The organism is Lacibacter sp. H375 (assembly GCF_037892425.1).
Classification (GTDB): Bacteria; Bacteroidota; Bacteroidia; order Chitinophagales; family Chitinophagaceae; genus Lacibacter.
In genome coordinates this window covers 3,722,108-3,736,674 of the sequence record NZ_JBBKTT010000001.1, presented here as the reverse complement: position 1 = coordinate 3,736,674, position 14,567 = coordinate 3,722,108, and the positions used below count along the sequence as shown (strand labels likewise).

The 14,567-nt window shown below is 40.1% G+C and carries 20 protein-coding genes; 9 read left to right on the top strand and 11 right to left on the bottom strand.

Features of this window, described 5'->3' with window-relative positions:
* Positions 1-67: 67 nt before the first annotated feature.
* The 6 genes from WG954_RS16060 (at position 68) to WG954_RS16035 (ending at position 4,824) form a co-directional block, all read left to right on the top strand.
* Complete coding sequence (locus WG954_RS16060; RefSeq protein WP_340437731.1) at positions 68-994, top strand: phosphoribosylaminoimidazolesuccinocarboxamide synthase; 927 nt, start codon at positions 68-70, stop codon at positions 992-994.
* A gap of 97 nt (positions 995-1,091) precedes the next feature.
* Positions 1,092-1,544 carry an ABA4-like family protein gene (locus tag WG954_RS16055; RefSeq protein WP_340437730.1) on the top strand — a complete coding sequence of 151 codons (453 nt, stop codon included), beginning with the start codon at positions 1,092-1,094 and terminating at the stop codon, positions 1,542-1,544.
* A gap of 4 nt (positions 1,545-1,548) precedes the next feature.
* Positions 1,549-2,322, top strand: coding sequence for a hypothetical protein (locus WG954_RS16050; protein WP_340437728.1), 774 nt, complete (start codon positions 1,549-1,551; stop codon positions 2,320-2,322).
* A gap of 49 nt (positions 2,323-2,371) precedes the next feature.
* Complete coding sequence (locus tag WG954_RS16045; protein ID WP_340437727.1) at positions 2,372-3,478, top strand: lactonase family protein; 1,107 nt, start codon at positions 2,372-2,374, stop codon at positions 3,476-3,478.
* Positions 3,479-3,490: 12 nt separating this feature from the next.
* Positions 3,491-3,868 (top strand): RidA family protein, encoded by a 378-nt coding sequence (locus tag WG954_RS16040; RefSeq protein WP_340437726.1) that lies wholly within the window; start codon positions 3,491-3,493, stop codon positions 3,866-3,868.
* A gap of 5 nt (positions 3,869-3,873) precedes the next feature.
* On the top strand, positions 3,874-4,824 hold the full coding sequence (locus tag WG954_RS16035; protein WP_340437725.1) for a pyridoxal-phosphate dependent enzyme: 951 nt from the start codon (positions 3,874-3,876) through the stop codon (positions 4,822-4,824).
* A 28-nt stretch (positions 4,825-4,852) separates the two neighbouring features.
* Here WG954_RS16035 and WG954_RS16030 read toward each other — a convergent pair whose 3' ends face one another.
* The 8 genes from WG954_RS16030 to arr all read right to left on the bottom strand — a co-directional run bounded on the left by WG954_RS16030 (position 4,853) and on the right by arr (position 9,703).
* Positions 4,853-5,257: a hypothetical protein gene (locus WG954_RS16030; RefSeq protein ID WP_340437724.1), complete on the bottom strand. Its 405-nt coding sequence runs from the start codon at positions 5,255-5,257 to the stop codon at positions 4,853-4,855.
* Between the two features lie 75 nt (positions 5,258-5,332).
* Complete coding sequence (locus tag WG954_RS16025; RefSeq protein ID WP_340437722.1) at positions 5,333-6,430, bottom strand: Gfo/Idh/MocA family protein; 1,098 nt, start codon at positions 6,428-6,430, stop codon at positions 5,333-5,335.
* Positions 6,431-6,549: 119 nt separating this feature from the next.
* A complete protein-coding gene (locus tag WG954_RS16020; protein WP_340437720.1) occupies positions 6,550-7,065 on the bottom strand; it encodes an RDD family protein in 516 nt (171 codons plus the stop codon).
* A gap of 56 nt (positions 7,066-7,121) precedes the next feature.
* A complete protein-coding gene (locus WG954_RS16015) occupies positions 7,122-7,535 on the bottom strand; it encodes a VOC family protein (RefSeq protein ID WP_340437719.1) in 414 nt (137 codons plus the stop codon).
* A 63-nt stretch (positions 7,536-7,598) separates the two neighbouring features.
* The gene (locus tag WG954_RS16010; RefSeq protein ID WP_340437718.1) at positions 7,599-7,997 is read right to left on the bottom strand and encodes a hypothetical protein; all 399 of its coding nucleotides are present in this window, start codon (positions 7,995-7,997) and stop codon (positions 7,599-7,601) included.
* 16 nt (positions 7,998-8,013) lie between these two features.
* On the bottom strand, positions 8,014-8,439 hold the full coding sequence (locus tag WG954_RS16005) for a hypothetical protein (RefSeq protein ID WP_340437717.1): 426 nt from the start codon (positions 8,437-8,439) through the stop codon (positions 8,014-8,016).
* Between the two features lie 78 nt (positions 8,440-8,517).
* Positions 8,518-9,144, bottom strand: a complete 627-nt coding sequence (locus WG954_RS16000) for a DUF998 domain-containing protein (protein ID WP_340437716.1) — start codon at positions 9,142-9,144, stop codon at positions 8,518-8,520.
* Between the two features lie 112 nt (positions 9,145-9,256).
* Positions 9,257-9,703, bottom strand: coding sequence for an NAD(+)--rifampin ADP-ribosyltransferase (arr, locus tag WG954_RS15995; RefSeq protein WP_340437715.1), 447 nt, complete (start codon positions 9,701-9,703; stop codon positions 9,257-9,259).
* A 298-nt stretch (positions 9,704-10,001) separates the two neighbouring features.
* Between arr and WG954_RS15990 the strand changes: the two genes are divergently transcribed.
* A complete protein-coding gene (locus WG954_RS15990) occupies positions 10,002-10,475 on the top strand; it encodes an ester cyclase (protein WP_340437714.1) in 474 nt (157 codons plus the stop codon).
* Positions 10,476-10,577: 102 nt separating this feature from the next.
* Here the strand turns inward: WG954_RS15990 and WG954_RS15985 are convergent, their stop codons facing one another.
* Positions 10,578-11,102, bottom strand: coding sequence for a DinB family protein (locus WG954_RS15985; protein ID WP_340437713.1), 525 nt, complete (start codon positions 11,100-11,102; stop codon positions 10,578-10,580).
* 63 nt (positions 11,103-11,165) lie between these two features.
* Entirely contained in the window at positions 11,166-11,915 is a 750-nt protein-coding gene (gene bla, locus WG954_RS15980; protein WP_340437712.1) for a subclass B1 metallo-beta-lactamase, read from the bottom strand.
* A 166-nt stretch (positions 11,916-12,081) separates the two neighbouring features.
* Here bla and WG954_RS15975 point away from each other — a divergent pair, with 166 nt between their 5' ends.
* Both WG954_RS15975 and WG954_RS15970 read left to right on the top strand, forming a co-directional pair.
* Complete coding sequence (locus WG954_RS15975) at positions 12,082-12,789, top strand: hypothetical protein (RefSeq protein WP_340437711.1); 708 nt, start codon at positions 12,082-12,084, stop codon at positions 12,787-12,789.
* A 251-nt stretch (positions 12,790-13,040) separates the two neighbouring features.
* Positions 13,041-13,646, top strand: coding sequence for a cupin domain-containing protein (locus WG954_RS15970; RefSeq protein ID WP_340437710.1), 606 nt, complete (start codon positions 13,041-13,043; stop codon positions 13,644-13,646).
* Positions 13,647-13,660: 14 nt separating this feature from the next.
* Here WG954_RS15970 and WG954_RS15965 read toward each other — a convergent pair whose 3' ends face one another.
* The gene (locus WG954_RS15965) at positions 13,661-14,485 is read right to left on the bottom strand and encodes a DUF6597 domain-containing transcriptional factor (protein WP_340437709.1); all 825 of its coding nucleotides are present in this window, start codon (positions 14,483-14,485) and stop codon (positions 13,661-13,663) included.
* Positions 14,486-14,567 lie beyond the last annotated feature (82 nt).

Below are 14,567 nucleotides of genomic sequence, written 5' to 3'. Positions count from 1 at the left end.
CAAAGAATTCAAGAAAAAAGACAGTTGAAAACTCGCTGGTTGGGCAAGGTAAATTATCTTCGAGCGCATGAATTCTTTTCAATTTCCCAATCAAACAAACTACTATAAAGGCAAAGTCAGAGATGTTTACAGCATAGGTTCTGACTGGCTGGTGATGATTGCCAGTAACCGCATATCTGCCTTCGACGTTATTCTCCCCCGTCCCATTCCATTTAAAGGACAGGTATTAAATCAAATTGCTGCTTATATGCTCAAGGCAACGGAAGATATTTGCCCCAACTGGCTGGTAAATGTTCCTGCACCTAATGTAAGTATCGGTAAGCGCTGTGTTCCTTTCAAGATAGAGATGGTTGTTCGTGGCAATCTTGTTGGTCATGCATGGCGTACTTATTCTTCTGGCAAAAGAGAGCTTTGCGGAGCAGCAATGCCTGACGGTTTGAAGGAAAATGATTACTTCCCTACTCCAATTATTACACCTTCTACAAAAGCGGATGCAGGACATGATGAAGACATTTCGCCTGCAGAAATCATTGAAAAAGGTATTTGCACAGAAACTGAATGGAACCAATTAAGCAGTTATGCATTGAAGCTGTTTGCACGTGGAAAAGAAATTGCAGCCAAACAAGGATTGATACTTGTTGATACCAAATATGAATTTGGCAAAATAGGTGAAACGATTTACCTGATGGATGAAATACATACACCCGATTCATCCCGTTACTTTTATGCCGAGGGTTTTGAAGAGCGTCAGCAAACAGGTGAACGCCAAAAACAATTAAGTAAAGAGTTTGTGAGAGAATGGCTCATCGAAAATAATTTCATGGGCAAAGAAGGACAAACTGTTCCGGAAATGAGCGATGACTGGATCAATACCATCAGCAAACGCTATATTGAACTCTACGAAAAAGTGATTGGAGAAACTTTTGTACCGGAAGAACTAAGTGATGAAGAAACTCAATCACGAATCGTTAGCGCTCTACAGCTACTTGCGTAAAGATTTAATGTGACTTGTGCTTCATAAAAACAGAAGTAAGCTTTTATTGAAATAGAATCGGTTTGATAAAGAGCCTCTTGAAAATTCTTTATCTTTCATGAAACTTCTCTGCATGAGCCCCGATTCTATTTTCCAATTATGTAGCAGCATTGCTTTGGTTTCATGGTTAATTCTGTTGATCACAAGCCCATTCTGGCCAGCGGTTGACAAACTATTGATCGGTGTGGTCATCACACTTTTTGCCATTGTTTATGCTTGGCTCATCTTCCAAAGCTTCAATCCGGGTGATGTAGAAAAATTCAATACACTTGAAGGCGTCATGCAATTGTTTACCGATAAAACTGCTGTTACTGCCGGATGGGTACACTACCTCGCTTTTGATCTCATGACTGGTATCTGGATCAAGAAGAACGCACAAAAACACGGCATTAATCATTGGATACTCATCCCCTGCCTGTTCTTTACATTTATGTTGGGTCCCGTTGGCTTATTGCTGTATCTCATCATTCGGCTGGCTTATGCCAAACAATACTTCGCCGATAACTATTGATTATATGAATTACTTTATCACTGAATTAAAAAGAAGAAATCAAACGCTGTATTTGTTTAGTTTGATTTGTTTGTTTGGTGCCTTGGTTTGTATTGCGATGGTTTTTCTAAATGATACTGTTGTGCTTGGCATTAACGCATGGTATAAACCCATGAAGTTTTTTCTTTCAACTGTGATCTTCAGTTGTACAATGGGATGGTTGATGTATTATCTCAACAAACCTTTGCACACTATCTTCTATAGCTGGACGCTCATCATTACACTTTCATTTGAATTAGTCTACATCACACTGCGTGCATCACAAGGACAATTATCACACTTTAATATTTCTTCCCAATTCAATGGGCTTATGTTTAGTTTAATGGGCATCGCAATCACAATTATCACTTTGTGGACTGCTTATGTTGCCATTCTTTTCTGGAAGCGATCTTTTCCGGAACTACCAACAGCATATTTGTGGGGCATCCGGTTCGGACTTTTACTGTTTGTGGTGTTTGCATTTTCAGGTGGCATGATGGCGGCACGGCTCAGTCATACCGTTGGCAGTGTAATGGAAACAACGCAAGGTTTACCGGTTTTAAACTGGAGCCGGGAATCAGGCGATTTGCGTATTGCGCACTTCTTTGGAATGCATGCGTTGCAACTTTTGCCTTTACTCGGCTACTACGTAACACGCACAAAACAACAGATCATTGGTTTAAGTTTTATTTATGCCGCTGCTGCAACAGCTCTTTTGTTCCAGGCATTGAATGCCTTACCTTTATTGCCGTTGCAATAATGAAGAAATGAACATTATTGCAGCTGTCATTTATCTTAAAATTATGTTCATGTATAAATTGTTGCTGCCTCTTTGTATGTTATTTACCGGATCTGTTTGCGCTCAACAGTATCATTTGCTCGTTGGTACTTACACAGATGCCGGTAGCGAAGGAATCTATACCTATAAGTTTAATGCACAAACCGGCGATGCAACAGCAATGAGTTCAGTTAAAACTTCAAACCCATCTTATCTCGCTGTTTCACCCGATAACAAATTTGTTTATGCAGTAAATTCAGACAATGATGGTATGGTGAGTGCGTTTCAATTCAACAAACAGGATGGCTCACTTAAATTTTTAAACAAGGTTACAAGTGCCGGAGCCGGCCCATGTTATATAAGCATAAACAAAAAAGGGAATATTGTTGTAGCAGGAAATTACAGCTCCGGAAATTTAGCTGTAATGGAAGTAAGACAAGATGGGCAACTTAATCAACCAAAGCAGATCATTCAATTAAAAGGCAGTAGTGTAAACCGAAGCAGGCAAGAGAAGGCACATGTGCATGCAACAGTTTTTTCGCCCGACAATCGTTTTCTTTTTGTGCCCGATCTTGGAACAGATAAAGTAATGATTTATAAAGTCGCTCCAGGAAGTGGTGCCTTGCAGCCGGCTGAAGAACCTTTTGTTGATGTGAATGCAGGCGCCGGTCCACGTCATATCGACTTTCATCCAAAACTGGGCTTTGCTTATCTCATCGAAGAACTTACTGGCACCATCACTGTATTCAAATACAATGAAGGAAAGTTAACACTGGTACAAAATACATCTTCGCACCCTATCAGTTACCAGGGTGCTTATGGTTCAGCTGATATTCATGTATCTCCTGATGGAAATTTTCTTTATGCCAGTAACCGTGGCGATGCAAACTCCATTGCTATTTTCAGGATCGACCAGGATAACGGAATGATACAGCCGATAGGTTTTCAACCATCACTTGGTATTCATCCACGCAATTTTAATTTCGACCCGACAGGAAATTTTTTACTAGTGGCCAATCGTGATACAGATGAGATCGTGATCTTTAAGATCGATAAACAAACAGGTTTGTTGGAAGATACCAAGAAGCGCATCAAAGTATCTAAACCTGTTTGCATCAAATGGATCGTTACTAAATAATTATATCGTCAAATGAAAAAGATTTATCCCGAATCAATGCCTACGCCAAAGGGCTACTACTCTCCCGCTATTGTGCATAACGGGACTGTGTATGTAAGCGGACAATTAGCTATCAATGAAAAAGGCGAACCGCAAATTGGAAGCATTGAAGATGAAGTGAGACAGTGCATGAAGAATATTGAAATAATTCTGAAAGCAAGCGGCAGCAGTTTACATCATATCTTAAAAGTAAATGTGTTTATTGCAGATATCAGCAACTGGCCAAAATTCAACCAGGTGTTTGCAGAAATCATGGGCGAACATAAACCTGCACGTATTGTTGTGCCTTGCAACCAACTCAACTATGGTTGTGGTATTGAAATAGATTGCATCGCAGCAACAGCAGAATAATTATCATGAGCATTACTAAAGAGCAAATTGAACAGGCACACGAGCGCATTAAACCGTTCATTCATAAAACGCCTGTTCTTACCTGCAACACTATTAATGAACTTGCAGGTGCAGAATTATTTTTCAAGTGTGAGAATTTTCAAAAGATCGGCGCTTTTAAAATACGTGGCGGCATGAATGCCGTGCTTACGTTACCAAAAGAAAAGGCAGCGAAAGGAATATCCACACATTCATCGGGCAATCATGCACAGGCCATTGCGTATGCTGCAAGACAAGTGGGAACAAAAGCTTATATCGTAATGCCCAACAATTCGCCCAGCGTAAAAGTAAATGCAGTGAAAGGCTATGGTGCTGAAGTTACTTTTTGCGAACCCAATCAACAGGCACGTGAAGAAACACTGCAAGCCATTGTTGACAGAACTGGTGCAGAGTTCATTCATCCTTATAACGATGAACGTGTTATTACAGGACAGGCAACTTGTGCCAAAGAATTACTGGAAGAAATTCCTTCGCTCGATTTTTTATTAGCTCCTGTCGGTGGCGGTGGTTTATTAAGCGGCACATTATTAAGCGCTCATTATTTTTCACCAACAACAAAAGTTTATGCAGGTGAACCGGAAGGTGCTGCCGATGCAGTGTTATCGTTAAAAAGCGGAAAGATTGAAGCAGCTCCTTACATCAATACTATTGCTGATGGATTATTAACCAAACTCGGCGATAAAACATTTCCTATCATTCAACAATATGTTTCAGATATTCTTACTGTAAGTGATGAAGAAATTATTTCAACGCTGCGGTTGGTTTACGAACGGATGAAAATCATAGTTGAACCAAGCTGCGTGGTACCATTAGCAGCTTTACTAAAGAATAAAGAATTGTTTGCCGGCAAGCGTGCAGGCATTATTCTTTCGGGAGGAAATGTAGATCTGAAAAAGTTTTGTGAGTGGTTTAATTAATCATCACCCTTACATTAAATCATGATTTTTACTTCGGCAGCGGTGCTCCAACTGCAATATCGCAACGATGGCCGGGTTGACCATGCGGTGGATTTTTTCCGGCTGCTGTTGTGGTAACAGGTGTTGTTGTTGCCGGCGGCGGCATCACGATGGTTTGTTGTTGCGGTGGCGTTGCGGTTGTTTGGGCCGGTGCACTGTTCAAAGGTGCCCCTACCTGAATATCACAACGATGACCAGGCTGCCCATGTGCTGGATTCAATCCTGCAGTACTTGTTGCAGCGGTTGTAGTTGGTTGGGGTTTTGCCGGTTGTATAGTTACAGGAGGCGGTGTTGTTGTGGTGGGTGCGGTTGTACTTCCTTCTTCAAGCCCATTACCACAGGCAGTTAATAAAGAGAGAAGAATCAAGGATGGCAAACATTTATACTGGTTCATACAATTCCTATTTAAATACAAGGTAGGAAAAACTACCCGCAGTTCCTATCCGGCCATACTATTGCTATGATTTGTTTACTTCAGCTTTACAGTACGCCCCGTTTTAGCACTTTCGCTGGCAGCCTGCAATATCTCAACGACAAGCATATTATTTTCAAGTGAAGAAAGATCATACGGTTTTAGTACCACCAACTTCCTGATAACGGCAGCAAATAATGCAAAAGGATCATCATAGGGTGTTTCATTTTCCTTCAATTGAAATGCTTCTTCTTTATATCCATCATACCCTTCTGCTTTGCGCCATCTCACTGTTGTGCGGTTATCAGCATACAGTGCACCCGTCAATCCATACACTTCCATATCCTTACGGCCAATGGGCCAGTTCCACGATGCCTGGATAATGGCCTGCACAGTATCGTAGTTCAAAATGATCGTTGCTTCATCATCCACCTTAGGATTATTTTCCGATTGTAATTGCTGTGTAACTGCCGTTACTGATGCTGGCCGCTTACCATGCTGCAGCCATGTTACAAGGTTTGCACCATAGCAGCCAAAATCCATTAATGCACCTCCTCCATTCTGAACAGGATCAGTAAGCCAATCAAGAAATTCTTTATTGATGCCAATTCGTTTCGGGCCTCTGTGTCCGTCACGCACCACTACCTTACGCAATCCACCAACAGTCCCGTTTTGCAACAGCTCATTCACTTTCTTGTTTGATGGATACCAGGTTGTTTCATAATTCGTAAGCAACTGGATGTTGTGCTTCTTTGCAAGTGCTTCCATTTTTCGTGCATGCTCCATACTTACTGCCATTGGTTTTTCAACCATTACATGAATACCTTTTGGCGCTGCTGTTTCCACCACTTGCAAATGTTCATAGATGGTGCCGAAAGCAGTTACCGCTTCAGGATTTGTTGCAGCGATCATTTCTTCCATGCTGTTAAAGACAATCTTCATAGAGTATCCATGTTGTTTGGCATAACGTTCTGCCAGTTCACGGTTAGGTTCAACAATGCCAACAATCTTAATATCGCCACGGTCAGCCCGACCCAATATCCAATGTACATGTGTATGAGTGAGACCAATTACTCCTATACGTAATGGTTGTTGTTGAGCGAGTAGCGATAACTGTAAACACATCAACAAAAAGAAAAAAGAGATACGCAGCATGACAAGTTGAGTTGAAGAATAAAGTTAGCGATTCTTAGAAGTTGTAGATGTAACAGCAGCGACGCATAAAATCCGCTAGCGAGGAAACTGCGAAAGGTATCAATTGTGGCTCTACCGGTTTATTCCTGAGACTTTGCAACAATCACCACCGATCCCGCAAGCCGATCATGAATGGCTCTTCGTTTTTCGTTGGTTAACATGGTGATCAACTCAAGTGCCATCCAGCAAAGAAAACTATAGTCGATAAAGTTGCGATAATCCATAATAATGATATCAAGATCACCTGTCTTTGCAACTAAGAAAAGAAAATACAACAAGCCGACGATCTGAATGACGATATACAACGAATCCCGCAGGAAGGATTGTTTGAGTGTAAGCAATTTGTTTTCGCTGACGTCGAGCACTTTTATACGCAGCACCCATTTGCCAATTGTGCGGCCAAATTTATAATGAAAGTAAATACTGTATAAGTAATACAGAGCAGAATTAAAGGCAGTCCATGCAAAAACAATCCAAACATTGTCTGTTTGATTTAGTATCCAAAGGTCCAGCATCAGAAGTGGTGTAAAAATAATGCTATCGATAACAGCTGCGCCCAAACGCCTGAACCCGGTGTGATATTTTGCATCGCTCATATTCGAATGTAAGAAAGGCTGCTGATAAGTTTGTTACACAATTTTATCTAATATTTTTATGGTTCATTCTTGTTATAAGGACATCCGAAATACAACAGGTAGCCGTCGGAATCTTTCACTTCAAATCCACGCAATCCATCATCATTATTACTGAGTGGCTGAAAAAACTCAACATTGCGTGCGGAGAATTCGGCTGCCAAAGCATCCGGATCGGGCACATGCAGGTAAGCATCCCACCGTGCAATGCCATGTGTGGTATCCCTTGTGTAATTAGGTATAGTATCAACCTCAATATCCTTCATCATGATCATAGCCGAATCCCTTTGAACTATGCCAAAGAAAATATCGTCTTCATCCGGTCCTTGAAATGTGATATCGAAACCGAGTTTGTCATGATAAAACTTCAGTGCGGCAGGAACATTCCTTACAATAAAGAATGGAGCTATGCCGGTAATTTCTGCTTTGCTCATGTAAGCCTCCTTTTTTTTACAGTAATGAATATATGGCTGAATTAAGTGACCTGTCAAGCAATTTTACTTGTTGTTTCGCAATACTTTTAATTCCAAAGAAACAAGTATGCATACAACAATAATCTCCCCTGTAAAGTAAACAATGCCCGGCACAGTAACACTTGAGTAATTATAAACTAGAAGCATTATCGTTACACAACAATAAAGCAAATTGGCGATGCTGATGAATTGCAGAAAATGTTGCCAGTTTTCTTTTACAAAGTAAAAGCAACCAAGTGAATAAACGCTGAAGCCTGCTGCAACAACAGAAAGATAAGTCAAGGTTGTTCCAGGCAAACCAATGAATTCGTGGTATGTTCTTAAAACTGCAAACAAGAGAAATGCAGTTACAAATGCACCTATTCCATCAACCAGGAAAATAATTTTTGGGTTTTGCGTAAGCAGGTTGGTAATTTTTTGCATAGAGAATATCGAGTAATCAGTTTTGTTTTGTCAGTTGCAATTCAATAAACTCAGTCCACACATTCTCCGCCGATTGCAGATACCACTTGCCAGCTAATAGTGAATTATCACTATTGAGCATACCTACAAACTTCAGCTTATCGCCTTCTATTTTAAAATCGTTATTGATCAATGAACCTTTCATGATACCGCTTTCACCTTTTGAATTATAATACTGCATCTTAATCTGTTCAACAGAATCATCCAATGTTATAATTTCAAACGTTTCGCTTTTTTCATTGCCCATCATTACATCCGCCTTGTGCAACATACATGTTCCGTCAAGGATAAATTCATAACTGTCAGTTCCATGCAATGTAGAATTTTCCAGTCCTGAAAGAATTGTTCCTTCGGTGTTCCAAATTCCGACAAGCCGTTTAAAATTGCTTGATTCAATTTTCATGATTTTAAAATTAATCAATTAACCAACTAAAGGAAACGAAAAACAGGGCCGACAGAATTAAGAGAAGATGTAAACAAATCAGGCAACAGCCGCCTTTCTCTTCAGCAGCAAGTTGGCAAATACAATTACCCAAAGCATATAAGCCGCAATATTGATGCGCTCCCATATACCTACATAGGGCGTGGGCAAACCTGCCTCAATACCCCGGCTTTCGATACTGGTTAAAATGCCGAACACAAAAAAGATCAGCACAATGAATATTGAAAAGATGCGGATTTTTTTATCAAATGCAGCTGCACCAAACCCGATCATCAATAACATCATGGTAAGATGAACAAAAGCCCATACAAGATGAAGTGTGTCTGTGAGTGTGCCGCCTCCAGCCGCAATGATCTGCCGCTGGTGCATAGGTGGCCAGAAGAATCCTAAAACAGAATCGACGATAATGACCACAGCAACGATCTGTAGTTTCCGGTTTCCGTTTGCAGATAACCACACGCCTGCTCCAAATGCAATAAACAACAGGGAATAAAAAATACAAAGAATAAACCAAAGAGTTCGGGTGGGTGCATCTATTGCAGAAAGTTCACTCACGGTGTACGATGCAATATCATAACCCGGGTATTGCGTTGGTACAAGTATGTTGATAGCTACATACCAAAGCATGGCAAGAATTCCGCAGATGAGCAAACTGTTGCGTCCCATTTTCTTTGGTTCTAGGAACTACAAAGTGAATAAGGTTTACGCAATTGACCAATGATGACCGTCATCGATGGCTATGATAGTTAGGAACCGCAAATGAAAAAGTACATAACCATTAATCTTCTATCGCTTCAATACCATCCTGTTTAAGTTTCTCCAGATGATCTTTCATTGCCTTCACCTGTTCTGCTGCATGCCCCTGCCATACAGTAACTTCACCTATAACCCTGAACGGATGCTTTGAACGGTAAGACATCGTTGGATTGCCTGGAAATTTCTTATCGGTTAAATTTGGATCGTCTTCAATTGCTCCAGTTGGCTCAACCAGGTAGATCCGTTCCGGGCTATTACCTTCTGCAAGTTCAGCCCCCCATACAGAAGCATCAAGCGTTGCCGTGCAATAGATATATTTCGCTTCTTTCTTTTGACCATAATTGGAATTGATACCTGTTTCAATAAAGTCCCCAATCTTAAGATCAGCTTTTGTACCATGAAAAAAGGTTTGCGCAAAAGCACTTGCAGCAGCATTTACCGGCTGATTGTTGGTTTCATTTTTTTCCATGACCAATGTTTTTTAGTAGAGGTTAATTGTTAGTGTAAAAGCACACATCGAATCCGTTATGTTATACATTGGGAAGAATCAAATGCCAATCCAATTTCTTTCTCACAAAAAAATATTTAACTGTGGTGCTCTTATTGTAGCAGATACCCGCTTTTTCAGTCGTTATTTTTTTGTGCACTGATTACTTTATTGCTGTTATATCAGCAGCTATTTTCACTACAAATATGCATTGCAATATCTTGAAAATTTAATTAAATTAGAACAGGAATTCTTCACTCTTCACCCAAAACCAACTATTATGAAACTGTTAATTGCAGCCTGTCTGCTATTTTTAAATGCATGTGCACCCAAGAATGATGCCGCTGAAACAAATCAAACAACTACTACAAACACCATTGACACAGAAACACAAAAAAACAAAGAACTTATTAAACGTGTTTATGTCGATATGGCCAACAAGCAGAATTATGCACTGATCGATTCGTTCTTTGCTCCCGGCATTTTTGATCATGGTGCACTGGAGGGCCAGCAACAAGGACTAGCTGGTTTTAAAAAAGCTGTAACTGAGTTTTTAGGTATGTTTTCAAAAGTTGAAATAACAGTAAAAGAAATTATTGCCGAGGGTGATATGGTGGCAACACACGAAACATGGACGGTAACCATGAAAGCAAATAACAAAGTTCTTACCGGTGAAACACTCCATATGTTTCGTATTAAAGACGGACTGATTACCGATGAATGGAGCAAAGGATGGGAATGGCTCGGACTTTAATTTTTTGTATGAGCTAATTCAGAAAGAAGTTTCTTGGCAAGCGAGCCGGTTTCACTGGCTCGCTTGCCAAGAAAGCACCAATTGAACAATTAAAAAGGAATATTAGTTGCCGGAGAGCTGTGGCTCGCTATTCTGTTGGCTCATAACATTCCAAAAATTATAATCCATCATAGGTGCTTTAGTAACACCTACATGATGACCGATAGTAACAATTTGACCCCGATGGTAGGTTGTGTGAATAATCAAATGCTGCAAGTATTCATACTTGGGAAAATTTGAAGAGAACCATTCTGATTCAATCAAATGCTGTTTATGCATTGCTTCGTTGTTCTCCTTTACATAAGCCGCCAGCAGTTTAGCTTCATTTACTAAATTTTCCATTTCAGTTTTAATATCCACACTCGTAGCAATATAATCAAATGCCGGTGTTGCCGTTCCCCGGATCATCGACGACCAATACAATTGCGTATCGCTGATATGCTTCAGCGTTTTTGCAATACTGTTAAAACTCGATGCACATTCTTTTTGCAATAAGTCTTCGGGATAATTCTGTAACCAGTTTACTAATTGCTCTGTTACCCAAATGTTGTAGTCAACGCTGTTTGTGATTGTTTTCGTTAAACTCATTTTGTTTTGTGTTAATCAACTAATTAGAATTTGCAAATTCAGGGGTTCATCACTCAAAAACCTTTATTTTGTCTTAAACAAGTTAATAGTATAGTCCAGCAATGCTTTGTTACCATATTCACCATGTCCCGGAACAACGATCTTTACATTTGGGTACGCCATTTTAATTTTCTCAACTGTAGCCGACCAGTCTGCCACATTAGCGTCGCCTAAATAACCTTTACTGGCATCTACTTCTTTTATTAAACAACCACCAAACAGGATGCTTTCGCTTGGAAAATATCCAACTACATTATCTTTTGTATGTCCTTCTCCAAAAAACTTTACAACAACATTCTCCTTGCCCACTTTTAAAGTAAGTGAATCGTTGAAGCTGTTTTTCGGAACAACATATTTATTTTCTGTTGCCAATGCAATTGTTTTAAAATATGCATAAGAGGAAATATTGTTTTCATGAAACGCTTTCAGCCCTCCCAAACAATCGTCGTGAAAATGGGTTGGAATAATGGCATTGATTTTACAACCAAGTGTTTCTTTTATCCATTTGATCAGCTCTTCTGAACTTTTATCGTTGGTTGGTGTGTCAAAAATAATTGCTTCGCCATTATTTCTCACCAGCAGGCCGTTGCAGGGAACATATCCAAAATCCTGCGTTTGCTTAAACGAGGTATGTTTAAACGAGTTTTCGGCAATTTGGGTGATGATCAAATCTTTTGATTTGTAAACCTCTTTGGGTTTGAAGATATTTCGTTGTTGAGAGCTACAGTTGATAAATGTTATTGCCATCAAGATTACCAGTACCGTTTTTATCATTGCTTAAATGCTGTTTGTTGTTTTAGATTTTTTTTTGCCGGGCTAATATATGCCAATCCACCTGCACAAATAACGGGCCGAACGAAACTACAAAGAACTGTGCTTGCAAATATGAAATCAAATAACTAGTTTCAACTTACCCAATCTTCACATTTAAAAACATGCCATGCAACGAGTATATCTCAACACCTCTATTTTTATATTCATCATTTTAATTGGTGTACAATGGGGGTTTTACCAATCATACACGAGCCACTTCCCGCATTTTAAAAATGCTACGCCGCTGGTTCATATTCACGGTGCTTTGCTTATGACCTGGATGCTGTTGCTGATAGCACAGCCTTTACTGATACAAACAGGCAGGGCCGCACTCCACAGAACCATCGGTAAAGTATCATGGGTGCTGGGACCGCTCATTATTATTTCGCTTTTCCTTATTGGCAGAGGCGGTTATTTCAGAGGTATAGAGGCAAATGTACCCGAGCATGAAAATCTCACGTTTATTGTGCTTGATATGCGGGGCTTTTTATCCTTTGCTATTTTCTGGTGCCTTGCCATGCTCAAACGCAAAGTGCCTGATACGCACATGCGGTACATGATCGCCACTGGAATTCTTGCAATAGGGCCCGGTGTAGGACGGGGACTGGGGGCCAGTTTTGGAATGAGCTTAGGCGATGCCATAACGATTACGGATGTGCTCGACCTTGTGATCGTTGGCATCTTATTGGGTGTTGATGTATACCGGAAGAAAAACTACAAGCCATTCCTCACCGTTTTTATTGTATTACTGGTTGGCTCTGTGCTTTGGCAATTACGGGATACTGATGCGTGGCAAACCTTTGCTAAAAACTATGCAGCGTTGTTTTATTATTGACCTTGTTGTTTGATTAAAGAACTTACAGGAGTTCGATATACATTCGTTTTAACAAGTCGTCATGAAAAGTGTAAATGCTTTTCATCTGACTCCTCAGCGAACAATGTGCTATGTGATTAGCATTAATATATTTGGTGATTCCCTCCTTCAATAAAAATGTCTTTTTTCTACCACTACCCTGCTTATACAATGCAGTAGGTTTGTTTTCGTAATTGTTATACTTATACCACATCAACTTTAAAATTAAGGTTATGAACAGAAAACAATTTGTACAACTGGCGGGTATTGGTACAGCTACAGCAGCCCTTGGTGGACTAGCCGGATGTAATAACAATGAAACCGGCAAATCTGCAACACCTGCACCAACAAATGATAAAGCTGCAAGAGTTGATAAAGCAGTGTTTGTTCCCAACGGTAAAAACCGTTTTCAACAGGAGTTAATGATCTGGGGTGTTATTCCTCTTCAGATAAAAGTATCAAGGAAAGATACTGATGGCTCCCTGTTTGTTTTCGAACATATTGATATGAGCAAAGGCGGACCTCCCCGTCATTTCCATTATGAACAGGATGAATGGTTTTATGCCATGGAAGGTGAATTTCATTTTGAAGTGGGCGATGAAAAATTTGTATTACAGGCCGGTGATTCTCTCTTTGCTCCAAGAATGATTCCACATGTTTGGGCTTATGTGGGCGACAAACCCGGATCATTACTCCTCGCTGTGCAACCCGCAGGTTCCCTTGAAGAATTCTTTATGAAAAGTTGTGAAATGACAAAACCACCAACACCACAGGAAGCTGAAGAAGCTTTTGCAGCACATGGAATGAAAGTGGTTGGGCCTCCACTCACAATAAGTTAAGAAAGAAAACATTTTTATTCGAGTTGCAGAATTCGTTCAGGCGATTGATTGTCCTGGTTGATCCATAAGTTGGGCGTAACCTGCGCAAATTGGCGGAAGTCTTTTACCATATGCTGATAATCTGTATAACCAAACAGCAGTGCAATGGTAAGCCAATCATCCTGCGGGTGAGTTTCTTTGTATTGATATGCTTTGTAAAAACGAACTACACGGCTATAAAGTTTTGGCCCCACACCCATTCTTTCAGTGAACTTGCGATTGAATTGCCTTGTACATAAACATGATTGTTTTGCCAGCCAATCCAATGAAAACCGGGAAGGGTTTGCAAGTATATGAGAAGCAACTTTATCAAGCGGGTGTGCTTCTTCTTTTACATTTTTAATTTTTTTCAGCAGGAAGTCTTCCACAACAGCAATCATTTGAGCGTAGTTTATACAATTGGCCAAACGATCATTCACTTCCTGTATTTCACGGTTAATCACATTTCCTGCATCAAACCATTCATCTGTGAATGTACTCAATGGAATATTAAGTAAACGGTAGAGCGCCCCGGGATGAAAATGCACCCGCAACATCTGGTATTCAGAAGTGAGATAAAAATTATATCTCGATATCTGCTGCCCACTGATAGAAATTGCCGGAGCAACATTTGTTTCACCTGTTACCGGATTGCTGATCGTTAATCCCCCTTTTGGTAAAAAGGTGATTGTTTGTTCGGGTTTAGGAGAATATGGTTTGAAAGGAATGTCCTGATCTTTATCAAAAATAAAATGAGCAATTAAGTAATCTCTTACAAACTCCTGTAAAGCAGGACTGGCGGCTATGTATTGATAAATCATAGCTTGCGGTTTGGTTGATGATGCGCTTATCTCCTTTGGGTTTTTGCAACGCAGAAAAATTAAGTTTATTAAACTCCTTACA